Source organism: Chryseobacterium turcicum, assembly GCF_021010565.1.
Classification (GTDB): Bacteria; Bacteroidota; Bacteroidia; order Flavobacteriales; family Weeksellaceae; genus Chryseobacterium; species Chryseobacterium turcicum.
Genome location: NZ_JAJNAY010000001.1, coordinates 448,551 through 469,540, shown reverse-complemented (window position 1 = coordinate 469,540; position 20,990 = coordinate 448,551). Strand labels below are relative to the sequence as shown.

Below are 20,990 nucleotides of genomic sequence, written 5' to 3'. Positions count from 1 at the left end.
ATTGATTTAATTTCTTGTCTTATATTCTAAAATAAAGATTAATTTTATGAATTATAAATGAAAAAGCCTAAATATTATCCAAGTAAGTCTAATGAAACGTTTAGTTTTGAACATGTACATACTAAATTTGATAAGCAGGTTCCTTTGCATCAGCAAGAGACTTGGGAATTAGCCTACATCATCACAGGTTCTGGCACCAGGATTATTGGGGATGTTGTTGAAAATTTTTCTGAGGGTGAAATTATTCTTATTCCGCCTGATATTCCTCATTGCTGGTCGTTTGATAAAAATACACATGACAAAGAAGGCAAAATAGAAAACATGTGCATTTTCTTTAAGAGTAAATTTCTGACTAATTTAAAAAACTTCTATCCTGAATTTAGCAAAAGTGTAGCAAAAATTGAGGAAAACATGAATGCTTTGTCTTTTCACGGTGAAACTCAGAACAAACTGCAGAAACTTTTAAAATCTATGCCTTCTCAAAATCCGGCTGAGCGTTTATCTAGTATGATTTTAATTTTAAATCATATTTCATCTTCCGAATCGACAACTATTGTAAGCCACACTAAAGAAAGAAAAAATGAAGATAAGCTTCACGAAATTTACATGTTCATTCTTAACCAATCTCACAGAGCCATTTCATTAGATGAGGTTGCTCAAATTGCAGGAATGCCAAAATCGACGTTCTGTTTATTTTTCAAAAAAATGACCGGAAAATCTTTTGTCACCTATCTTACAGATTTCCGCATTGAATCTTCGTGTCAAATGCTTATAAAAACTAAAATGTCGGTTTCAGAAATTTGTATCGCCACCGGATTTAATGACATTCCTTACTTTAACAGGATTTTTAAAAAAGCAAAAAATATGACTCCCACAGAATATCGTAAGACTAATTCAGCAATAGAAAAACAGAACTAACGTTGCTTTTTTATTTCAATTTATCTAAAAGATTAGATTTATACATTTCTCCCACCGAAATTTCATGTTCAGATATTAATATGACTTTCTTTGAACTTAAACTTTTCACTTTATCTAAATTTAAAATAAAAGATTTGTGAATTCTTATAAAATTTGCAGGAAGCTTATTTTCGAGGGATTTTAAAGTATCTAAAACAATATACTCCTGGTTTTGGGTCTTGATATTGACATAATCTTTAATACTTTCCACATAAAAAACATCCTCAAAATTAATTCTATGTTGTTGGCCGGAAGATTTTACGAAAAAATGATTAACCTCTTTGGTTTCATCTAAAGGAAATCGCTCCTGAGCTTTCAAAACACTTTTATTAAAACGTTCAAAAGAAATCGGTTTCAAAAGATAGTCTACAACATGATGCTCATATCCTTCCAAAGCATATTCTGAATACGCTGTTGTCAAAATATATTTCATTTTATCGCCTACAATTTTCATGAAATTTATTCCTGTTAATTCCGGCATTTGAATATCTAGGAAAACAAGGTCTGCCTCATTCTTTTGAATAAATTCTAAAGCTTCAATAGGATTTTCCGACGAAAAGATAAGCTCAAGAAACGGAATTTTTTCAACATAATTCTCAAGAAGTGAAACAGCAAGCGGCTCGTCATCAACGATAATACATTTAATTTTCTTCATTCTTTAAATCTATCTTTAAATCTACGGTAAAATCAGTTTCCGTTTCAATGATATTCAATGTATGTTTTTTGGGATATAAAATTTCAAGGCGTTTTTTTACGTTTTCAATTCCAATTCCAGAAACAGAATCTTTCATTCTTTCTTTTTTAAAATTTAAAAGATAAAAATGCAGAACCTTATTATTGTCTGAAATTTTCATTTCAAAACCTTTATTTCTAAAATCACCATGTTTAAAAGCATTTTCAACAAAAGGAACAATTAACATCGGTGAAATTTTCAAAGTTGGATTTTTAATATGCTTTAATACAGTAATTTTTTCAGGGTTTTTTATTCTCAATTTTTCAAGCTCAATCAAACTTTCCACATACCCGATTTCTCGTTCCAAAGGAATAAAATCTTGCTCTAAATCTTTTGTTGAATACCGCAACAGCTTGCTAAGTTCTTCGATTGCAGGCAAAGCTTTTTCGGAGTTCTGAAATACCAAAGAATAAATATTATTAAGCGAATTAAAAATAAAATGCGGGTTAATCTGTGTTTTCAAAGCTTTGAGTTCGGCAGATTGTTTTTCCTGAATTAATTGTTGACGCTCATCCTCCCTTTTAAAAAATATATTGAATAAAGCCAGCGCAGTACTAATGAACAATGTGTTTGAACTATAAAAAACATTATCAAAATAGTAAAACCAAAGCGAAGTACCTTCAGCATAATTACCATGTCCGATAAACAACGGCAAAATCAATTCTTCTGCCAAATACCTAAAGACTACAAAACAACCAACGCTAATAAAAAAACCAAAGATCGTTAAATACAGCTTTTTGATATTAAAGAAAAACGGAACGATATAAAAATAATTGATATAAAAAACGATAAAACTAACCATAAAAAATGTGACATTCAGTAAAGAATGTTCAGTTTTCCATGCTAACATCGGCACTAGAATCGAAAAAGTAAGATTAAGAATCCAATAGAAAATGTGAAGAAAGAAGATTTGATTTTTTTTCATCGTAGCTCTTTGTTATTAACGATTATGCTTTTAGAAGAAGAATAATGCAAATATATCGAAACGGGAGTTGTATTTCGATTTTCTAACCTTAATATAGCTTTTTTGGGCAATCTGTATTTAAATTCAGATTTTGCTGTTATTTCATTCGGTATATCGAGCGTAGAAACTAAAGTAATTTTCTCATCTGAAAGATTTTTTATTTCTAAGGTTACCGGTGCTTTTACTTTATCGATATCAAAACTTTCTTTGGGAGCTATCGTAATTGTCTTCCAAACATCAACTCGGTGATTACCTACAAAAAGCTGCATAAAAGCAAAACTCAAAAGGAGGATTATATTTTTCATTCACCAAAAATAAATACAATAGCATAGCCAGACCCTCCAAAATCGACAAACAGCACTTTTTTTCCGATGAAAATATTTTAAACTGACATATTCTGCGCTTTGTCGAAACCCTATTTTATCAAATTGATGTGAGATATAAATTTGTCAAAAATATTTAAAACAAACAATTATGAAATCATACATTTTACTAAGCTTATTAACGGTATCAACATTTTTATTCGGACAGAAAAAACCTTCAGAATATTTCCCAGATGCGAAAACCAAAGTTTTGGTTGTTGGTTCATTTCATTTTGATTATCCCAATCAAGATGCTCATAAAACAGAAAAAAGTGACCAAGTAGATGTTTTAGAACCTAAAACTGCAGCCGAAGTAACGGAATTAATCAATTACATCAAAAAATTTAAGCCTACAAAAATTGCTATTGAAGCTTGGCCAGACTGGAAAGCCAATGAAAAACTAAAAGAATATAAAGACGGTAAACACAGAGACCAAAGAGACGAGCGTTATCAGCTTGCTATGCGCCTTGCAACAGAACTTAAAATCAACGAACTGCACAGTATTGATGCGAATTCGGTGTTGGATGGATTTATAGAAAAATTTGGCAAGACAGATTCTTTATATTTTAAAAACATGCTTAAAGATTATGATTTTTTGAATGATGACTGCATTTCTCAGCAGTATAATACTTTTATTAAAAATACAGAGCGAAAAAACTTTAAATCACTTCTTGAGATGTTCAAATATATGAACAGTAAAGAATACCATCAATATGAATACGGAGCCTATTTGACAGGAGATTTTAAATTGAGAGAGCATGATGGCGCAGATTTGCTTGCTTTATATTGGTACAACAGAAATCTTAGAATGTTCAGAAAAATTCAGAGCATCCCAACAACACCTGAAGATAGAATTTTAGTGATTGCAGGAAATGGTCATGCTACAGTTTTCAGACAGCTCTTCACGATTTCTCCGGAATATGATTATGTTGAATTTTCATCTTTAGACTCAAAAAAATAATCTTCCTACCTCATCAATCTAAACCATCCGTTTCTTATGAAAAAGACATTCATTATTGCAGCTTCTTTCCTATATATTTCTTCTTTTGCCCAAAAGCAAGATACTTTAAAACTGAAAAATATAGAAACCGTTACCATTAATGGCAAGAAAAAACTACTTCTTGAAAGAAAAGCTGACCGTCTTATTTTCAACGTTGAAGCCTCTGTAGCTTCACAGGGAATGGATGGTGCAGAAACATTAGCTAATGTTCCGATGCTGAAAGTAGATGATAATTTAGGTACTATTTCGATCACAGGAAAGAGCAGTGTCAATGTAATGGTCAACGGAAGAATGCTGAATCTTTCAGGAACTAATCTTATTAATTATCTGAAAACCATTCGCTCGGAAAATATTGATAAAATAGAAGTGATTACTACTCCACCTGCAAAATATGAAGCTCAGGGAAACAGTGGATTAATTAATATCGTGCTTAAGAAAAATCCAAACTTAGGATGGAGCGGTTCTTTGAATACAGGTTTGAATCAACGAACATATTCGAGCGGAAATTCTACAGGAACATTGAATTATCAATCTGAAAAGCTCAGTTTATCATTAAAAACAAGCTATATTGACGGCGCAAAACGTTCTGAAGAAAATTACACCATTTTAGGAGCTTCTCAAAACTACAGCCGGTCAGTAAGAAAAGATATGTGGAAAGAGTTAACACCTAATCTAAATCTCTCGTATAAGTTTAATAAAAACTCTGAAATAGGAATAGAATACATCTATGCCCACCAACAATCTGGGATGGATATTCTGAATGAAACAAGAAATATAAACCCCGATTTATTTGTAGAAAATCTTATAACGAAGACTTTTCACCGCGAAAAACTTCCTACGCATACTTTGAGTGCTTATTATGATTTAAAATTAGACTCACTTGGGAAGAAACTGAGCTTTGCAGGAAACTTTTTTAAAAATAATTCTGATACAGACGTTAACTTTTCCACATTGAAACTGAGTGACAATTCCATTCAGAATGTTAATACAAAATCAATTGTAAATCCGCAGGTTTTCTCTTTGCAAGGAGATTTAGAACTTCCGTTTTCTTTTGGAACGATTGAAACCGGACTAAAGTTTAATCAGTTTAAAAACTCTACCGACCTTCAATATTTTAACATTATCAATAACCAAAACATTCCGGATGTACAAAAAGCCAACCTTTTTGAATATCAGGAAGAAAACTATGCTGCTTATTTTAGCTATGCCAAAAGTTTCGGAGAACATTGGGAAACCAAAGCAGGAATTCGTTACGAAAATACTCAGGCACAAAGCTTCACTCCGTCTACCAATTTAGGCAATAATTATAATTATGGACAATGGTTTCCGTCGGCTTTTGTTTCCTATAAAAAGGAGAAAAATGTTTTTAGTCTTTCCTATTCAAGAAGAATTAACCGTCCAAGTATGAGCAATCTGAATTCTTTCAGATGGTACGAAAACCCTTACTCTTATTCTTCAGGAAACCCTTTGCTTAAGCCTTCTTACATCAATAATCTGGAATTGGGATATATCTATAATAGCAAATTTTCGGCAAGTATTTATTATTTAAAACTTAAAAATGGTTTCGGGCAAATTTCATTGATTGATGGTCTTTCCCAAATCGGAACTTATCTTAATTATTACAACAATAATTTTTATGGTTTTAATGCTTCTTACACCGACAAATTTTTCAAATTCTGGGAAACAAGTCTTTCACTGAACAGTTCGCTTACAGATTCAAAAGTATTTGATATTGAAGCTGAAACTAAAAACGGCTATTCAATCAGTTATTCCATTAATAATACCTTCACAATTAATAAAAACAAAACCGTCTTCTTCTTTCTAAATTACAGTCAGGATATGCCCTATAAAAACGTTAACTCTTCATTTCATAATTTTTCTAATCTTACCTCAGGAATAAAAGTTTCTTTGATGGAAAAACAGTTACAAATCAATGCTACGGTAACCAATATTTTTGCGCAGAGATACCGTGGAGATATGTATTATGCAGACAATTCGCAGCATTTCAATAATTATTGGGATGGCAGAAGCTTCCGTTTAAACGTCAATTATACCTTAGGAAACAGTAAAAAGAAACGAAGCATGAAAAGTATCAATTTTGAAGAAAAAGACAGAGCTCAATAGAATTTTGTAACAAATTTATTTTTTTGTTGTCTAATTAATTAGATTTAATCACATCATGAAGAAAACTTTATTTGCTCTTTCAATTTTAGGTTCAGCTTTAGGTTTCGCACAAGAAACTAAAGATAATAAAGAAACCAAAGAAAAAGAAATTGAAGCTGTAGTTATTACTAAAACTAAAAAAGCCGTTGAACAGAAAGCTGACCGTACAATTTTTGATTTTTCTGAACAGCCCAGCTTAAATTCAGGTTCACTAATGGAAGGCGTCAAAAAACTTCCCGGTTTAGTAGTTTCTGATATGGTAGGAATGATGTACCAAGGAAAACCTTTGGACGTTTACATGGATGGTCGCCCACTGAATATTTCCAGCAACGAATTGAATGCTTTTTTGGAAGGTATGCCTGCCAACTCAGTAGAAAGAATTGAAATTATTACGCAACCTGGCGCAGAATTCCCAGCAACTTCAGGAGGTGCCATTTTAAATATTATCACAAGCAAATCGGCAAAAAATTACCTTACTGCAGTATACAACGGTGGATATCGTTTTTCAAGCTATGATAAATATAGAAGTAGATTTAATAATTCAATCGCTTTAAACTCTAGAAACAAATGGTTTGGATGGCAGGTCAATTTAGGTCAATACTACCGTGAAAGTTTATCGCTTTCTGAATTGGATGCGCTTGCCAGAAATCACTCTAATTCTTTGGGAAGAACTTATTATATGAATTCTGCGTTCACTTTCGAACTTGGAAAAGACCGATTATTATTGAACTACGATATCAATCATAATAATGGAGGTGCAGATGTTATTGCTGACGAGTTCATCAATGGAGTTTCTAGATCCAATTATTCCAGTGATACTAAAGGATTGAGACAGGAAGTTGCGGCAACCTATCAGAAAAAGTTTACAGATAAAAACAAAAAGCTTGATTTCAAAGCAATCTATACCAACAGTGATTCAGAATTTAATCAAATTGGTGACAGGTCTTTAAACAACTCTTCTTTATTTAATTTATATAATTTCAGAGTAGATTACTCTCAGCCTTTGAAAATTTTAGATGATGGCAAAGTGAGTTTTGGCGGATTATATGACCAGCAAGATTTTGAAACAAAAGATAGAAGTCTTATTAATCTAGATTACACAAGACAAACTACTTCTGCTTATTTAGAATTTCAGACCACTTTGAAAAAGTTTGATTTCATCGCCGGAGCAAGAGCCGAAAATTATGACATCACAGGAATTACACGATTCTATGATGAGAATGATAATTTAAAGGAAAGCAATTTAAATCCGTTCAAAAAATTTAAGGTTTTTCCGAATGCAAGTGTGCAGTATAATTTGATGAAACAGCTTTTCGTTAATGTCAATTATAACAAAAAAATCAGTTTGCCAAGTGTTTCACTCCTAAATCCGAATAACAATATACTTTCGACAGAAACAGTTACAACCAACGGTAACCCAAATTTACAGCCAACAATTTTTGACAATGCAGAAATCAAAATCAGTGCATTTGATTATGCTTACATCGGCTACAACACGAGTTGGGTAAAAAATCAAATTGTACAGAAAGTTTCCAGAGAAGGCAATTTTATCACCAACGAACAGGTACAAGTAAATAGCATCAGAACGCACAACTTTAATTTTGGAATGCCAATTCCCTTTATGCTGTTTACAACTCCTTTCAGCGAGTTGATGAAATTTAATGTGAATCCTGATAAAATGAACTTATTATATGTTTATACTGGCTATCAGATTCAGGAAATGCCCGATATTAAATCAAAAGGTTTCTGGATTTTCAGCTTAATGGGACAATTTATTCTTCCTAAAGACATCAGACTTCAGGCGAATTATAATGTGATTCCAAAAGGGGGAAATTTCTATTATTTTGAAATTGAAAAACCATTAAACAATGCTTTTGACCTTACGGTTTCTAAAAAGTTTATGGCTGACCGTCTTAACCTTTCATTGTATGCAAGAGATGTGTTTAATCAAAATAAAAGTGTGATTAAAGCCGTGTCTACTCAAGGAAATGTTTTCACATCCAACAAATACGACAGCAGAAGTTTTGGAATTACCGTAAACTATAAAATTCCTACTAAAAACAAGTTGGCAAAAGAAGACCCTAATATGATTAAGTCAACCTCACAAGGTGACAGCAACGGAGGAATTTTACAGCAGGGACAATAATTCAACAAATATTTAACTATAATATTCATCACAGAAAACGGACTTTAGTCCGTTTTTTTTTTGCTTTTTTTAATGGTTCTTAGCTGAATATATTATACTTAACAATTCGCCGTTCACTTTAAAATTGACAATATTAAACCACCCCGTCAAAAATTCTTTGAATTTTCGCCACCCCTCCAAAGGAGTGGAATTTTTATACTTGAGATTTACATTTAGAAATCTATCGTCTGAAATCTCCAGTTTAGGGTATCAATCAATGTTATTTTATTCAATGGTAACGGCAAATCTGTGATAAGTTTTAATGTTAAACCTGCCATCATACTGCCTACAATTCCCGGTAAGGTTCCTAAAACGCCAAGGCTATCGCAATCCGGAAGATTTTTATCAAAAGGAGGTTCAGGAAATAAGTCTCTTAGATTTTTACTCCCATTACAATTGAAAACAGCAACCTGCCCCGAAAAGCCCAAAATACTTCCGTAAACCAATGGTTTTTCTAATTTCACACAAATATCATTCACTAAATATCTGGTTTTAAAATTATCCGAACCATCAATAATAATGTCAAATTGCGAAATAATTTCCCAAGCATTAGACTCATCAATCTTATTTTCAAAACTTATGAAACTCACTTGATGATTAAGCTTTTTTACAAACTCTTCCGCACTTTTTACTTTCGATTTTCCAACAGAATTTTCATTATGAACAATTTGTCGGTTTAAATTATGCAATTCCACCTCATCAAAATCTACCACCCCTAAAGTTCCCACTCCCGCAGCTGCCAAATATTGAATGACTGGGCTTCCCAAACCTCCTGCTCCAATCACCAAAACTTTAGCATTCATTATTTTTTTTTGACCTTCTAAACCAATTTCTTCGATAAAAATCTGTCGGCTATAGCGGGCAAAAACATCTTCGTTTTTCACTTCCTTTTAATTTTAACGCAAAGACGCTAGGTTAATTTTTAAAATTTTTCTGCACATTTTTGTTCGCAAGAGCATTTCATTCAGCAAATGATAGCATCTTTTAATTTATTATATCGACATTTAAATTCCGCTATACACAGAATCCCAATCTTTCATTATTGGGTCATAACCGGATTTTTTAATGACACTTTTAATTTCATCCATACTTCTTTCATCACTGGTTTCAAACTGTTCCAAAGATTCTTTATCCACCGCATAACCACCGGGATTGGTTTTTGAAGCCGCACTCATCGCTGTTGCCCCCAATGAAATAATATGATTTCTGAATTTCTCATTTTCTCTTGTTGAAATAGAAATTTCCAAATCTTCATTCCAAATTCGATACGCACAGATCAATTGTAATAAATCTTTATCAGTCATGATAAAATTGGGTTCTATAATTCCTTCTGCAGGTCGAAGTCTCGGAAATGAAACTGAATATCTACTTTTCCAATATTGTTTTTGAAGATAATCGATATGAAGCGCGTTGAAAAAACTGTCAACGCGCCAATCTTCTAAACCGAGCAAAACACCCAATCCCATTTTATGAATTCCAGCTTTGCCGATTCTGTCTGGTGTTTCTAAACGAAAATTAAAGTTTGATTTTTTTCCTTTTGGATGATACTCTTTATAAACTTCCTGATGATAGGTTTCCTGATAGACCAAAACGGCATTCACGCCTGCTTCATGAAGCTGTCGATATTCTTCTTCTGACAAAGGCTGAACTTCAATAGAAATATTAGCAAAATGAGGTTTTAACAAGCGAACTGCATTCAGAAAATAATCAATTCCAACTATTTTATTTGCCTCTCCGCTTACGAGCAAAACGTGATTCACTCCCATCGATTTTAAAACCGTGGCCTCAATCATCAATTCTGTGTCAGAAAGCGTTTTTCTTTTAATCGAGTTATCTAAACTAAAACCGCAATATGTACAAATATTCTGACATTCATTACTCAGATACAACGGCGCATACAACTGAATCGTCTTTCCGAAACGTTTTTGGGTAAGTTGCTGTGTCATTTTCGCCATTAATTCGAGCTTTTGAGCAGCAATAGGCGAAACAAAATTCAGAAAATCGTCTATGGTTTTATTCTTTTTCTGAAGACTGTTTTCCACATCAGATAGCGTCACTTTTTCAAGCCTTGACCTTACTTCATCCCATTGATATTTTTCAAAAAAATCTTTAAAACTCTTCATAATATTCTGCTATCCGTTGTCTTTAATTTATTGATAGGATTTTATCCTATCCTTTATTAAATCGTCCCTTCAAGACTCTTTTATTCATTGCTTTAATCAAACAAAAAAGAAGTCAGCGGACTTGATGCTTCTGCGTGCTGTGCAATCGCTCCCAAACCTGATTCAAAAGCTCTTCTTCCCGCAATTACGCCCTCTTTAAAAGCCAATGCCATATTCACAGGATTTCTGGCAACCGCAATTGCTGTATTTACCAAAACCGCATCAGCACCCATTTCCATCGCTTTCGCCGCGTCGGAAGGGGCACCAATTCCGGCATCTACCACAACCGGAACATTGCTTTGAGCAATAATAATTTCTAAAAAATCTAACGTTCTTAACCCTTTATTCGTTCCAATCGGTGCTCCCAAAGGCATTACCACAGCAGTTCCTACATCTTCCAAACGTTTACACAAAACCGGATCTGCATGAATGTACGGCATCACGACAAATCCTAGTTTTGCCAATTCTTCTGTAGCGTACAACGTTTCAATCGGATCGGGTAACAGATATTTGGGGTCAGGATGAATTTCCAGCTTTACCCAATTGGTTTCTAAGGCTTCTCTTGCCAATTGTGCTGCTAAAACTGCTTCTTTAGCAGTTCTTGCTCCGGAAGTATTGGGTAAAAGGTGAGATTTTGTAGGTTTTAAGGCGTTCAACAAATCATCTTCTGAAGATTGAGAATCGATTCTTTTTAAAGCCATTGTCATCAGTTCGCTTCCGGAAGCGATGATAGAATCTGTCATTTCTAAAAGATTTCCGAATTTCCCGGTTCCTAAAAACAATCTCGATTCAAAGGTTCTGTCTGCTATAATTAAAGGTTGATTTTTCATGTGCTAATTTTTTTAAAGTCCATCAATCACTGAATGATTGATTTAAATTGGTTAATAATAGATGGCTGATTGGTAATTTGTCCCGAAACCGCCACACCGTAGATTCCGATTTGTTGTAATCTTTCGATGTCTTCTAAAATGATTCCGCCAATTGCGAATATTTTTGGGATTTCTAATGATTTTGATTGTAATTCTTTGATAATTTTCTCGTAACCTTCAAAACCTAAAATCGGACTCAATTTTTCTTTCGTTGAAGTAAATCTTAATGGTCCTAAACCGATGTAATCGCAGTTTTCATCAATTCTTTGAAGGATATCTTCTAACGTATTTGCAGTACCGCCAATGATTTTGTTTTCACCTAAAATTTGTCTTGCTGTTACTATTTCTTCATCCTTTAAACCTAGATGAACACCGTCTGCATCGACCATTTTAGCAATATGAATATGATCATTGATCATACAAACAGCCTGATTATCTGAACATATTTTTCTTGAAATTTCACAAAGTTTGATCAATTCATTTTCAGCAGCATTTTTCCAACGAACCTGTATCCATTTTATTCCGTTATCGAGTGCTTTTCTGATATTCAATTCCTGATCTTCAATTGTAAATCCTTGTGATATATATTGTAATTTTTCCATTTTTAATTTGAATAAAACCTCAGCAAAAGAGATTAATTTGTATTAATATTTGACATTTTTTAAGCTGCAAATTTTTTCGACACATAAGCCATATTAGTTTAGTAAAATACATCTCGTTGATAAGAACATATAAGTTTAAAAAATCAAAGATTTTTATTGCTGACTAAAAAAATCTGTGGAAATCTGTAGGCTTTTTGGGGATTTTTTGTCATCTACTAAATCAATGCAAGCTCGACAGTAATCACTTGATTTTCAAATTACTAATTACAATACTTGATAGTTTATAACTTTTTGACCTTAAAATCGACAGCTTTTCTTTACAATACTTTGTTAAAAAATGATTATTTGAATTTTTCCACGCAAAGATTTATTTTTCTTCATGTTTTAGTTTAAGGAGCAAAGATGAATCAATGAATTGATTTGATAAAGCTCATGCATATTTCAAGCTTAATCGACTTGTTCGATAATCTTTGCTCCTTAAAATCAAGATTAGTTTAAATAAAAACTTTGCGTGAAAAAGCATTATAGCTAATAGTTGAAAATCAATAAAGTATTGTCGAGTTCACGTTAAATTAACATCCCAAAAATTTTGAGAAAGTTTTGTTCTCAAGCGTATTACCTTTGTCAAAGTTGTTATTATAAAAATTCTTGAATTCGTTGCTTTTTTCAATCATTTCTTTTGATACTTTTACGGCAAAAAACATTTTAAATTCTTTATAAATTATTGAAGTTTTCTTTACATTTTCTGAAAACATGTAGTGGCTCATCATTTTCCCATATTGCCCCTAACAAAGCCACTCCATCTATTTCGTATTCAAAAATTTCGTTCATATTTTTTTCATTAATTCCTCCCAAAGCAATTAATTTTACATTTTGATTTTTCCGGTTTTTAAGATCATTTAAAACAGTTGAATTTTCGCCATATCCTTTTTTAGAAATACTCGGAAAAACCGGACTTATAAAAGCATATTCCCATTCTTCATTCAATTCATTAAAAGCTTCAATATCATGAACGGAAGTTGAAATTATTTTATCTGTAAAAGATTTATACAAATTATTTAGTCTGTCAATTTCTCTAAAATGAAATCTCGAAATATTAAAAATTTCTGCCAAATCATAATGACTGTGTAAAACCAACTGAGAATGAAACTTCGAATCTATTTTCTGAATAAAATTCGTCATTTCATCTTCATTAATAAATGGTTTTCTCAAGTGAAGCAAATCCAAACCTTCCTGAAACAGTTTATTGATAATCTCTGTTTCATTTTCAACTAATTCTTCAGGAGTAATTACAATAATCATATATAAATTTCTTTACCTTTTTCGATGAATTCCTGAGATTTGCCAAACATTCCTTTTTCTGCAGATTCACGGATTTCCTGTGTAATTTTCATTGAACAGAATTTTGGTCCACACATCGAACAGAAATGCGCAACTTTTGCTCCATCTGCAGGAAGCGTTTCATCATGATAAGATCTTGCGGTATCCGGATCCAATGAAAGATTAAACTGATCTTCCCATCGGAATTCAAATCTTGCCTTACTCAAAGCGTTGTCTCTGTATTGTGAGCCGGGATGGCCTTTCGCCAAATCTGCTGCATGAGCCGCTAATTTATAAGTAATCACTCCAACTTTTACATCATCTTTATTGGGAAGCCCTAAATGTTCTTTCGGAGTCACATAACACAACATCGCACAACCGAACCAGCCAATCATCGCCGCTCCAATTCCGGAAGTAATGTGGTCGTAACCTGGTGCAATATCGGTCGTTAAAGGACCTAAAGTATAAAACGGCGCTTCATCACACACTTCCAATTGCTTATCCATGTTTTCTTTAATCATATGCATCGGAACGTGACCAGGACCTTCTACCATTACCTGAACATTATGTTTCCAGGCAATTTTTGTCAATTCACCTAAAGTTTCCAATTCTGCAAACTGAGCTTCATCATTCGCATCAGCAATAGAACCCGGACGAAGACCGTCGCCTAAAGAAAAAGCAACGTCATATTTTTTCATAATTTCGCAGATTTCTTCAAAATGAGTGTACAAAAAGTTTTCTTTATGATGAAAAAGACACCATTTTGCCATAATAGAACCACCTCTCGAGACAATTCCCGTCACACGTTTTGCGGTTAGATGAATATACCTCAACAAAACTCCGGCGTGAATCGTGAAATATGAAACCCCTTGTTCTGCCTGTTCAATCAAAGTATCTTTAAAAATCTCCCAAGTTAAATCTTCGGCAACTCCTTTCACTTTTTCCAAAGCCTGATAAATGGGGACTGTACCAATCGGAACCGGGCTGTTTCTGATGATCCATTCACGGGTTTCATGAATGTTTTTTCCGGTTGACAAATCCATAATCGTGTCGGCTCCCCATCTGCAAGCCCAAACAGCTTTCTCAACTTCTTCTTCGATGCTCGATGAAACCGCACTATTTCCGATATTGGCATTGATTTTAACTAAAAAATTTCGTCCGATAATCATCGGTTCGCTTTCGGGGTGATTGATATTATTGGGAATAATTGCTCTTCCCGCCGCAATTTCGTCTCTTACAAATTCGGGAGTGATTTTAGTTTTAGGCGTTTTAGCTCCGAAACTATTTCCCTGATGTTGAAAAGCCATGTCTTTTGAAACAGTATCTAATTGCTCGATTCTTTGGTTTTCTCTAATGGCAATATATTCCATTTCGGCGGTGATAATCCCCTGTTTGGCATAATACAATTGCGTAACCTCTTTCCCTTCTTTAGAAACTTTCGGTTGGTGATTATACGAAAAACGCAGTTCATTTAATTTTGAATTGGCAAGACGAGCTTTTCCGTATTCTGAAGTAATTCCATCTAAAACATCTACATCATTTCTATCCAAAATCCACTGTTCTCTGATTCTTGGAAGTCCTTTTTCAATATCGATTTCAGAATTTTCGTCGGTGTAAAGTCCTGATGTATCGTAGACTGTAACTGGTGGATTGTGTTCTAAAGTTCCGTTCGTAAGTTTTGTCGGACTTAAATGTATTTCGCGCATCGCTACATTAATTGGGTGAATTTTCCCTTCAACATAGACTTTTTTTGAGTTCGGAAACGGCGAACGTGTGATTTTATGAGCCATAAAAATATTTTTTAACCGCCTTGTGTAGCAGTGATAATTAAAATTGAATCTTTGTTGTTGAGAATAGTTTCCGCCCAGAATGACTGCGGAATTATGCGATTGTTGAGCGCTACGGCAATACCTTTTTTCTTTTCAGGTAATTCCATAGCGATAAGTGCTTCCAGCGTTTTGGGAAGTACATCAAAATTTCTTAGTGTGTGATTGATTGTGAGCTCCATTCCTAAATTTTTAAATACACTTTAGGAATGCCCATCATTGTACAATAGAATGTACAGCAAAGTCATCTCACTTTTTCCTACGCTAGTATGATCTAGAAATCAGGTTCAAAGGGTAAAGTCTCAGCCTGTTTTGTCAACAGACACCCCTAAAGTTCGGAGCGAAGGTAATTATTTTTTTGAAATGTGCAAAATTTTTTGAAAAAGATGGAAGTTGGATGATGGAGGCTGGAAGTTTTAAATATTTGAAAATATTGTTTTTTTTATCTCGTTGATTTTAGAGATTACGCAGATGTCTTTTTATTTTATATTGGAAAGATTCGAGTTGAAATCCTTATAAAATGACAAATTTTGTACTTGATTTTCAGATATTTAAACAAATCACTTCCAATCTAGCCCCGATTGCAACGGCATCCTTTTGGGTTGCGGCGGAGCGAAGCGGAGGCGTAACCCAAAAGATAGAGTGAAAAGCGGGAAAAAGCTCTTAAAAAGTGGAAAAGTAAAACTGAACTTTACATTTGTAAGAAAATAAAAATGGAAATCAGATTGTCTCTAATTTCCATTTTATAACTTATTTTTATTTAATATTTATTCTTCGCAAGCTCTCCAAATCGCATCATTCTGCGGAACCGGAGCTACAATCGTTACCGGTTCTTTTGTAACCGGATGAATAAACTGAAGTTTTCTTGCATGAAGATTGATACCTCCATCAGGATTTGAACGGGGTGCACCGTATTTTAAGTCACCTTTAATCGGAATTCCAGTTTTTGATAACTGTGCTCTGATTTGATGATGTCTTCCGGTTTCCAAATCAATTTCCAAAAGAAGATAATTATCTAAAGTTTTGATAACATTGTAGGTAAGAATTGCCTCTTTTGCACCTTCAGTCACTTTTGTAAAGACAATCGCTTTATTATTTTTTTCGTTCTTCTGCAAATAATGAACTAATTTTTGAGTTTGAGGAATCATTTCTTTCGCTACAACTGCCCAATACGTCTTCTCAATTTCTCGGTTTTTAACCATCTGAGTCAATCTCGAAAGTGCTTTTGAGGTTTTAGCATAAATTACTAAACCAGAAGTTGGTCGGTCGATACGATGTACCAAGCCTAAAAACACATTTCCGGGTTTATTATCTCTTTTTTTTATAAAGTTTTTAATTAAATCCAGCAAAGGTTCATCACCTGTTTTGTCGCCCTGCACAAGCTGACCGACTTTTTTGTTGATGACTAAGAGATGGTTGTCTTCAAAAACAATCTGTTCTTCCATATTCAAATTAACGGTTCTGTGACCTGCTTATAAAAGAAATCACCACTCCTCCTAAAAGGCCGATTGTTTTTATTACGTTAAGGCTTGAATCAATGGGTAAAAATGCTCCGATAACACACAAACCAGCTGCTGCATACATAGGATAAACAAATTTAGGATTGGTCAATGTCAACATTCTTCCCTGAACAACAAAGCTTATTCCTATTAAAATATAAAATAACCTTGCCGATAGAAAATAATTAATATTATCTGGGAAAAGTTTAAACCATCCTACTGCTAAACAAATAATTGCTAAAATAGAGATGACACCTTGTACTGCTTGTAAATTATTTTTCATTAATAGCTTTCATTTTGGTTAGGAAAATCAGAACCTTTCACGTCTTTCACGTATTGAGAAACGGCTCCTGTAATTTCTGTGTATAAATCGAGGTATCTTCTTAAGAATTTTGGAGAGAAACCTTTATTCATTCCCACCATATCATGATATACCAAAACCTGCCCGTCACAATGAGGCCCTGCTCCGATTCCGATTGTTGGAATTGAGATACTTTCAGTTACTCTTTTAGCTAAATCTGCTGGAATTTTTTCAAGAACAACTCCAAAACAGCCTAATTCTTCAAGCAATTTTGCATCGTTGATTAGTTTTTCAGCTTCAGCTTCTTCTTTAGCTCTTACTTTATAGGTTCCAAACTGATAAATAGACTGCGGCGTTAATCCCAAATGTCCCATAATAGGAATTCCGGCATTGATGATTTTTTTAATCGATTTTGAAATCTCTTTTCCCCCTTCAATTTTAATTGCGTGAGCACCACCTTCTTTCATCATTCTAACAGCAGATTCTAAGGCGATATCAGGGTTACTTTGATACGTTCCGAAAGGAAGATCTGCAATTACCAATGCTCTCTCTACTCCTCTTACCACACTTTGAGTATGATAAATCATTTGATCTAACGTAATGGGAAGTGTTGTTTCAAAACCCGCCATTACATTCGCCGCAGAATCACCGATAAGAATGGTATCTACACCACCGGCGTCAACCATTTTTGCGGTTGTAAAATCGTAAGCGGTAAGCATTGTTATTTTCTCCTTATCGAATTTCATTTTTCGTAAGGTTTCAGTAGTAACTCTTTTAATTTCGGAATGAACAGACATAATATATATGATTGTTTAAAGTTAAAAAGTCGGCTTTCGCCGACTTAGATATTTTGATTTTATAAAACTACGTGTCCTAGTTTCATTAATTTATCGTGGTTGAGAATTTTAATGTTTCTACCGTCTACTTCAATGAGACTGTCACCTTTAAATTCTGAAATCAATCGAATAGCACTTTCGGTAGCCGTTCCGATGATGTTTGCAATCTCTTCTCTCGTTAAAGAAATTTTGATAAAACCCTCAGGATCAGTTCCTAATTTTTGTTCTAAAAGAATAAGAATTTCCGCAAGTCTTTCTCTTACAGTTTTTTGAGCAAGAAATGTAATGGTATTAGAAGACTCTCCCAATTCGTAAGCTATTTTTTGTAGCATTACAAAAGATAATTGCGAATCTACTTCTAGCAAATACATAAAAATTTCTGCAGGTAAAAAAGTAGCTTCAATATCAGTCATCGCCTCAGCTTTAGCCTGAAAATTTTCTCCGCAAAGCAAAGATCTGTACCCAATGATATCTCCTTCTTTAATAAATCTTAAAATTTGATCTTTACCAAAAGCTCCTGATTTTGAAAGCTTCGCTGCTCCTTTTTCCAAAAAATACACTCCTCTTGGTGTTTCTCCATCCTCAAAAATAATATCGTTCTTCTGAAAACTCAAGCTTTTTTTAGCTTTAAAATATTTTTCAAAATCTGCGCTGTTTAGCCTTTCCTTAAACGATTTATCATTAAAAACTCTTGCAAATCTATCCTCAATAGCAATTTGTTGTTCCTGCGACATTTTTTATGACATTTGTCACAAAAATAGAACATTTTAAATCGATAAACAAAAAAAAAATGTTATAATTTTGTAAGTCAATAATTTATGAAGGTGAGCGAGAACTGTTTTCATTGCGGACAAGGGATAGAAAAGGAAAGAATTTCTTTTGACGAAAAAATTTTCTGCTGTACGGGCTGCAAATCTGTTTATGAAATTCTGAATACTAATAATCTTAGTAATTTTTACGAATTAAATAAAAAAGCGGGCATCAGACCTGAAGAAAACTCTTCACAATTTGATTATCTCGACACCAAAGAAATCTTTGACAGAGTCACCGATTTTTCTGAAGGCAACACAAGCCTTGTCACGTTTAGAATTCCGGTAATCCATTGCTCTTCTTGTATTTGGTTACTAGAAAGCCTTCATACTTTACACAAAGACATTCATTATTCTCAGGTAAACTTTACAAGAAAGACCTTACAGGTCTCCTTTAATCATAATGAATTAAAATTAAGCGATTTAGCTAAATTTTTAACCAATCTTGGATACAAACCTGCTATTAATCTTGAGACCGTTGACAAAAACGAAGACAACCTAGACAAATCTTTACTGATAAAACTAGCAATTGCCGGATTTGCTTTTGGTAACGGAATGTTTTTAGCCTTCCCTGAATATATCGGCGGAGAAGACTACTGGATGGAACATTACAAAGGTTTATTCAGAGTTTTAATGTTCTTACTTTCAGTTCCGGTTGTATTTTATTCGGCATCAGACTATTACAAATCTGCTTGGTACGGTTTAAAAAACAAAATCGTCAACATTGACGTTCCTATTGTTTTAGGAATTTTTGTTTTATTCGGAAGAAGTATCTACGAAATCGCCACTGATTACGGCCCAGGATATTTTGACACCTTGTGCGGACTTCTATTTTTCATGCTTTTAGGGAAAATTTTCCAAAAAAGAACGTATAGCTCGCTTTCTTACGATAGAGATTACAAATCGTTTTATCCGATTGCGGTAACTAAGGTTGATTTTAACGGGAAGCAGGAAAATATTCTACTTTCAGAAATCAAAATTGGTGACAGAATTTTAGTAAGAAATCACGAAATCATTCCTGTAGATGCTATTTTAATTAGCGGAAGTGGAAATATCGACAATAGTTTTATCACAGGGGAAAGTGTAAGTATTTCTAAAAATCCGGGGGATAAAATCTTCGCAGGAGGAAAACAAATCGGCTCATCTCTTGAACTTGAAGTCATTAAAAACGTTGACCAAAGCTATCTTACTCAACTTTGGAATAAAGAAGCTTTCAAAAAACACGAAACAGGACTCGACACTTTAATTAACGACATCAGTAAATATTTCACCTTTATTATTTTAGGAATTGCACTTGTTGCCGGTATTTATTGGTATTTTATTGATTTGGAAACGATGTTCCAGGTTATTTCTGCGGTTTTGATTATCGCTTGCCCTTGTGCTTTAGCACTGTCTTCTCCATTTACTTTCGGTCACATTATGAGAATTTTAGGTCGAAATAAATTTTACGTAAAAGACACGTTAACGATTGAAAAAATTGCAAAAGTTGACGCCTTAGTTTTCGACAAAACAGGAACCATTACACACAGAAAAAAATCAAACATCAGATACGAAGGTTCTGAAATTCAGGAATTTGATTTATTAAACATTAAAAGTCTAGTAAAAAACTCAAACCATCCGCTTTCTAAATCCTTGTATGACTTTTTAGAAGTGCAAGACGACTATTTCCCCGTTGACAATTTTGAAGAAATCTCAGGAAAAGGATACGAAGCAAGTGTAAGAGGAAATATCTACAAAATAGGTTCTGCAAAATACAACAATCAGGAATCTAAAAATCTTGAAACAGCAGTCTACATCAGTAAAAACAACGAGTTTATCGGTAAATTTATTTTTAAAAATGAGTATCGAGAAAACCTTAAAAATCTTTTTACAAAACTTACCAACTATAAAATCTTCATTCTGAGCGGCGATAATGCTTCTGAAGAAAATCAGCTTAAGGAGATTATCCCCAATTACACGGCGATGGCGTTTAACCAAAACCCAGAAGGCAAACTGAATTACATCAAAGATCTTCAGGACAAAGGTTTAAAAGTTATCATGCTTGGTGATGGTCTAAATGATGCCGGAGCTTTAAAGCAAAGTAACGTAGGAATCGCTATTTCTGACGACAGCAACAGCTTTACACCATCTTCTGACGTCATCATGAATGGAGAAAAAGTATCACAACTTGACAACTATCTGAACGTTTGCAAAGGCTCGATTACGATTGTAAAAATCACCTTCCTTATTAGCTTTCTATACAACGTTGTAGGTTTAACATTTGCCGTCACCGGAAACATGAGCCCGCTATTTGCAGCTTTAATTATGCCAGCAAGTTCAATCACTGTTATTTCATTCACAACGATTTCCACTTGGATTCTTGGGAGGAAATATTTCAAAAAACAGCCTTAAAACCCCTTATT

The 20,990-nt window shown here is 33.7% G+C and carries 19 protein-coding genes and 1 riboswitch; of the genes, 5 read left to right on the top strand and 14 right to left on the bottom strand.

The features are described from left to right. Positions 1–57 precede the first annotated feature (57 nt). Entirely contained in the window at positions 58–918 is an 861-nt protein-coding gene (locus LO744_RS02300; RefSeq protein WP_230666986.1) for an AraC family transcriptional regulator, read from the top strand. Positions 919–928: 10 nt separating this feature from the next. Here the strand turns inward: LO744_RS02300 and LO744_RS02295 are convergent, their stop codons facing one another. From LO744_RS02295 to LO744_RS02285, 3 genes are read right to left on the bottom strand one after another with little or no spacing between them, the layout of a single operon-like run. After that, positions 929–1,612: a LytR/AlgR family response regulator transcription factor gene (locus LO744_RS02295; protein ID WP_230666984.1), complete on the bottom strand. Its 684-nt coding sequence runs from the start codon at positions 1,610–1,612 to the stop codon at positions 929–931. After that, positions 1,599–2,615, bottom strand: a complete 1,017-nt coding sequence (locus LO744_RS02290) for a sensor histidine kinase (protein ID WP_230666982.1) — start codon at positions 2,613–2,615, stop codon at positions 1,599–1,601. Before LO744_RS02290 ends, LO744_RS02295 begins: the two co-directional genes overlap by 14 nt. Continuing rightward, entirely contained in the window at positions 2,612–2,959 is a 348-nt protein-coding gene (locus tag LO744_RS02285) for a hypothetical protein (RefSeq protein ID WP_230666979.1), read from the bottom strand. The genes LO744_RS02290 and LO744_RS02285 overlap by 4 nt, the downstream gene beginning before the upstream one ends. Before the next feature lie 169 nt (positions 2,960–3,128). On the opposite strand from LO744_RS02285, the gene LO744_RS02280 reads away from it, so the two are divergent. The 3 genes from LO744_RS02280 to LO744_RS02270 are packed head-to-tail and all read left to right on the top strand — an operon-like array spanning position 3,129 to position 8,325. After that, on the top strand, positions 3,129–3,977 hold the full coding sequence (locus LO744_RS02280; RefSeq protein WP_230666977.1) for a DUF5694 domain-containing protein: 849 nt from the start codon (positions 3,129–3,131) through the stop codon (positions 3,975–3,977). A gap of 36 nt (positions 3,978–4,013) precedes the next feature. Beyond that, positions 4,014–6,140, top strand: a complete 2,127-nt coding sequence (locus tag LO744_RS02275; protein ID WP_230666975.1) for a TonB-dependent receptor domain-containing protein — start codon at positions 4,014–4,016, stop codon at positions 6,138–6,140. 55 nt (positions 6,141–6,195) lie between these two features. Then, a complete protein-coding gene (locus tag LO744_RS02270; RefSeq protein ID WP_230666973.1) occupies positions 6,196–8,325 on the top strand; it encodes an outer membrane beta-barrel protein in 2,130 nt (709 codons plus the stop codon). 212 nt (positions 8,326–8,537) lie between these two features. On the opposite strand, the gene LO744_RS02265 is transcribed toward LO744_RS02270, so the two are convergent. The 11 genes from LO744_RS02265 to LO744_RS02215 form a co-directional block, all read right to left on the bottom strand. After that, a complete protein-coding gene (locus LO744_RS02265) occupies positions 8,538–9,248 on the bottom strand; it encodes a HesA/MoeB/ThiF family protein (protein WP_230666971.1) in 711 nt (236 codons plus the stop codon). A 120-nt stretch (positions 9,249–9,368) separates the two neighbouring features. After that, positions 9,369–10,487, bottom strand: a complete 1,119-nt coding sequence (gene thiH, locus LO744_RS02260; RefSeq protein ID WP_230666969.1) for a 2-iminoacetate synthase ThiH — start codon at positions 10,485–10,487, stop codon at positions 9,369–9,371. 92 nt (positions 10,488–10,579) lie between these two features. After that, a complete protein-coding gene (locus LO744_RS02255) occupies positions 10,580–11,356 on the bottom strand; it encodes a thiazole synthase (protein WP_230666967.1) in 777 nt (258 codons plus the stop codon). Between the two features lie 26 nt (positions 11,357–11,382). Further along, entirely contained in the window at positions 11,383–11,997 is a 615-nt protein-coding gene (gene thiE / locus LO744_RS02250) for a thiamine phosphate synthase (protein WP_230666965.1), read from the bottom strand. Between the two features lie 714 nt (positions 11,998–12,711). After that, complete coding sequence (locus LO744_RS02245) at positions 12,712–13,299, bottom strand: thiamine phosphate synthase (RefSeq protein ID WP_230666964.1); 588 nt, start codon at positions 13,297–13,299, stop codon at positions 12,712–12,714. Further along, positions 13,296–15,107, bottom strand: a complete 1,812-nt coding sequence (gene thiC / locus LO744_RS02240; protein WP_230666962.1) for a phosphomethylpyrimidine synthase ThiC — start codon at positions 15,105–15,107, stop codon at positions 13,296–13,298. The genes LO744_RS02245 and thiC overlap by 4 nt, the downstream gene beginning before the upstream one ends. Positions 15,108–15,118: 11 nt before the next feature. Further along, positions 15,119–15,325 carry a sulfur carrier protein ThiS gene (gene thiS / locus LO744_RS02235; RefSeq protein ID WP_191178808.1) on the bottom strand — a complete coding sequence of 69 codons (207 nt, stop codon included), beginning with the start codon at positions 15,323–15,325 and terminating at the stop codon, positions 15,119–15,121. A gap of 57 nt (positions 15,326–15,382) precedes the next feature. After that, a riboswitch (TPP riboswitch) is annotated at positions 15,383–15,483 on the bottom strand. 427 nt (positions 15,484–15,910) lie between these two features. Then, positions 15,911–16,588 (bottom strand): RluA family pseudouridine synthase, encoded by a 678-nt coding sequence (locus tag LO744_RS02230; RefSeq protein ID WP_230666960.1) that lies wholly within the window; start codon positions 16,586–16,588, stop codon positions 15,911–15,913. A 7-nt stretch (positions 16,589–16,595) separates the two neighbouring features. Further along, positions 16,596–16,925 carry a hypothetical protein gene (locus tag LO744_RS02225; RefSeq protein ID WP_230666954.1) on the bottom strand — a complete coding sequence of 110 codons (330 nt, stop codon included), beginning with the start codon at positions 16,923–16,925 and terminating at the stop codon, positions 16,596–16,598. Then, entirely contained in the window at positions 16,925–17,740 is an 816-nt protein-coding gene (panB, locus tag LO744_RS02220; protein WP_191178811.1) for a 3-methyl-2-oxobutanoate hydroxymethyltransferase, read from the bottom strand. The genes LO744_RS02225 and panB overlap by 1 nt, the downstream gene beginning before the upstream one ends. Before the next feature lie 59 nt (positions 17,741–17,799). Further along, positions 17,800–18,513, bottom strand: coding sequence for a Crp/Fnr family transcriptional regulator (locus LO744_RS02215; RefSeq protein WP_191178812.1), 714 nt, complete (start codon positions 18,511–18,513; stop codon positions 17,800–17,802). A gap of 90 nt (positions 18,514–18,603) precedes the next feature. On the opposite strand from LO744_RS02215, the gene LO744_RS02210 reads away from it, so the two are divergent. Beyond that, complete coding sequence (locus LO744_RS02210) at positions 18,604–20,979, top strand: heavy metal translocating P-type ATPase (RefSeq protein ID WP_230666952.1); 2,376 nt, start codon at positions 18,604–18,606, stop codon at positions 20,977–20,979. Positions 20,980–20,990 lie beyond the last annotated feature (11 nt).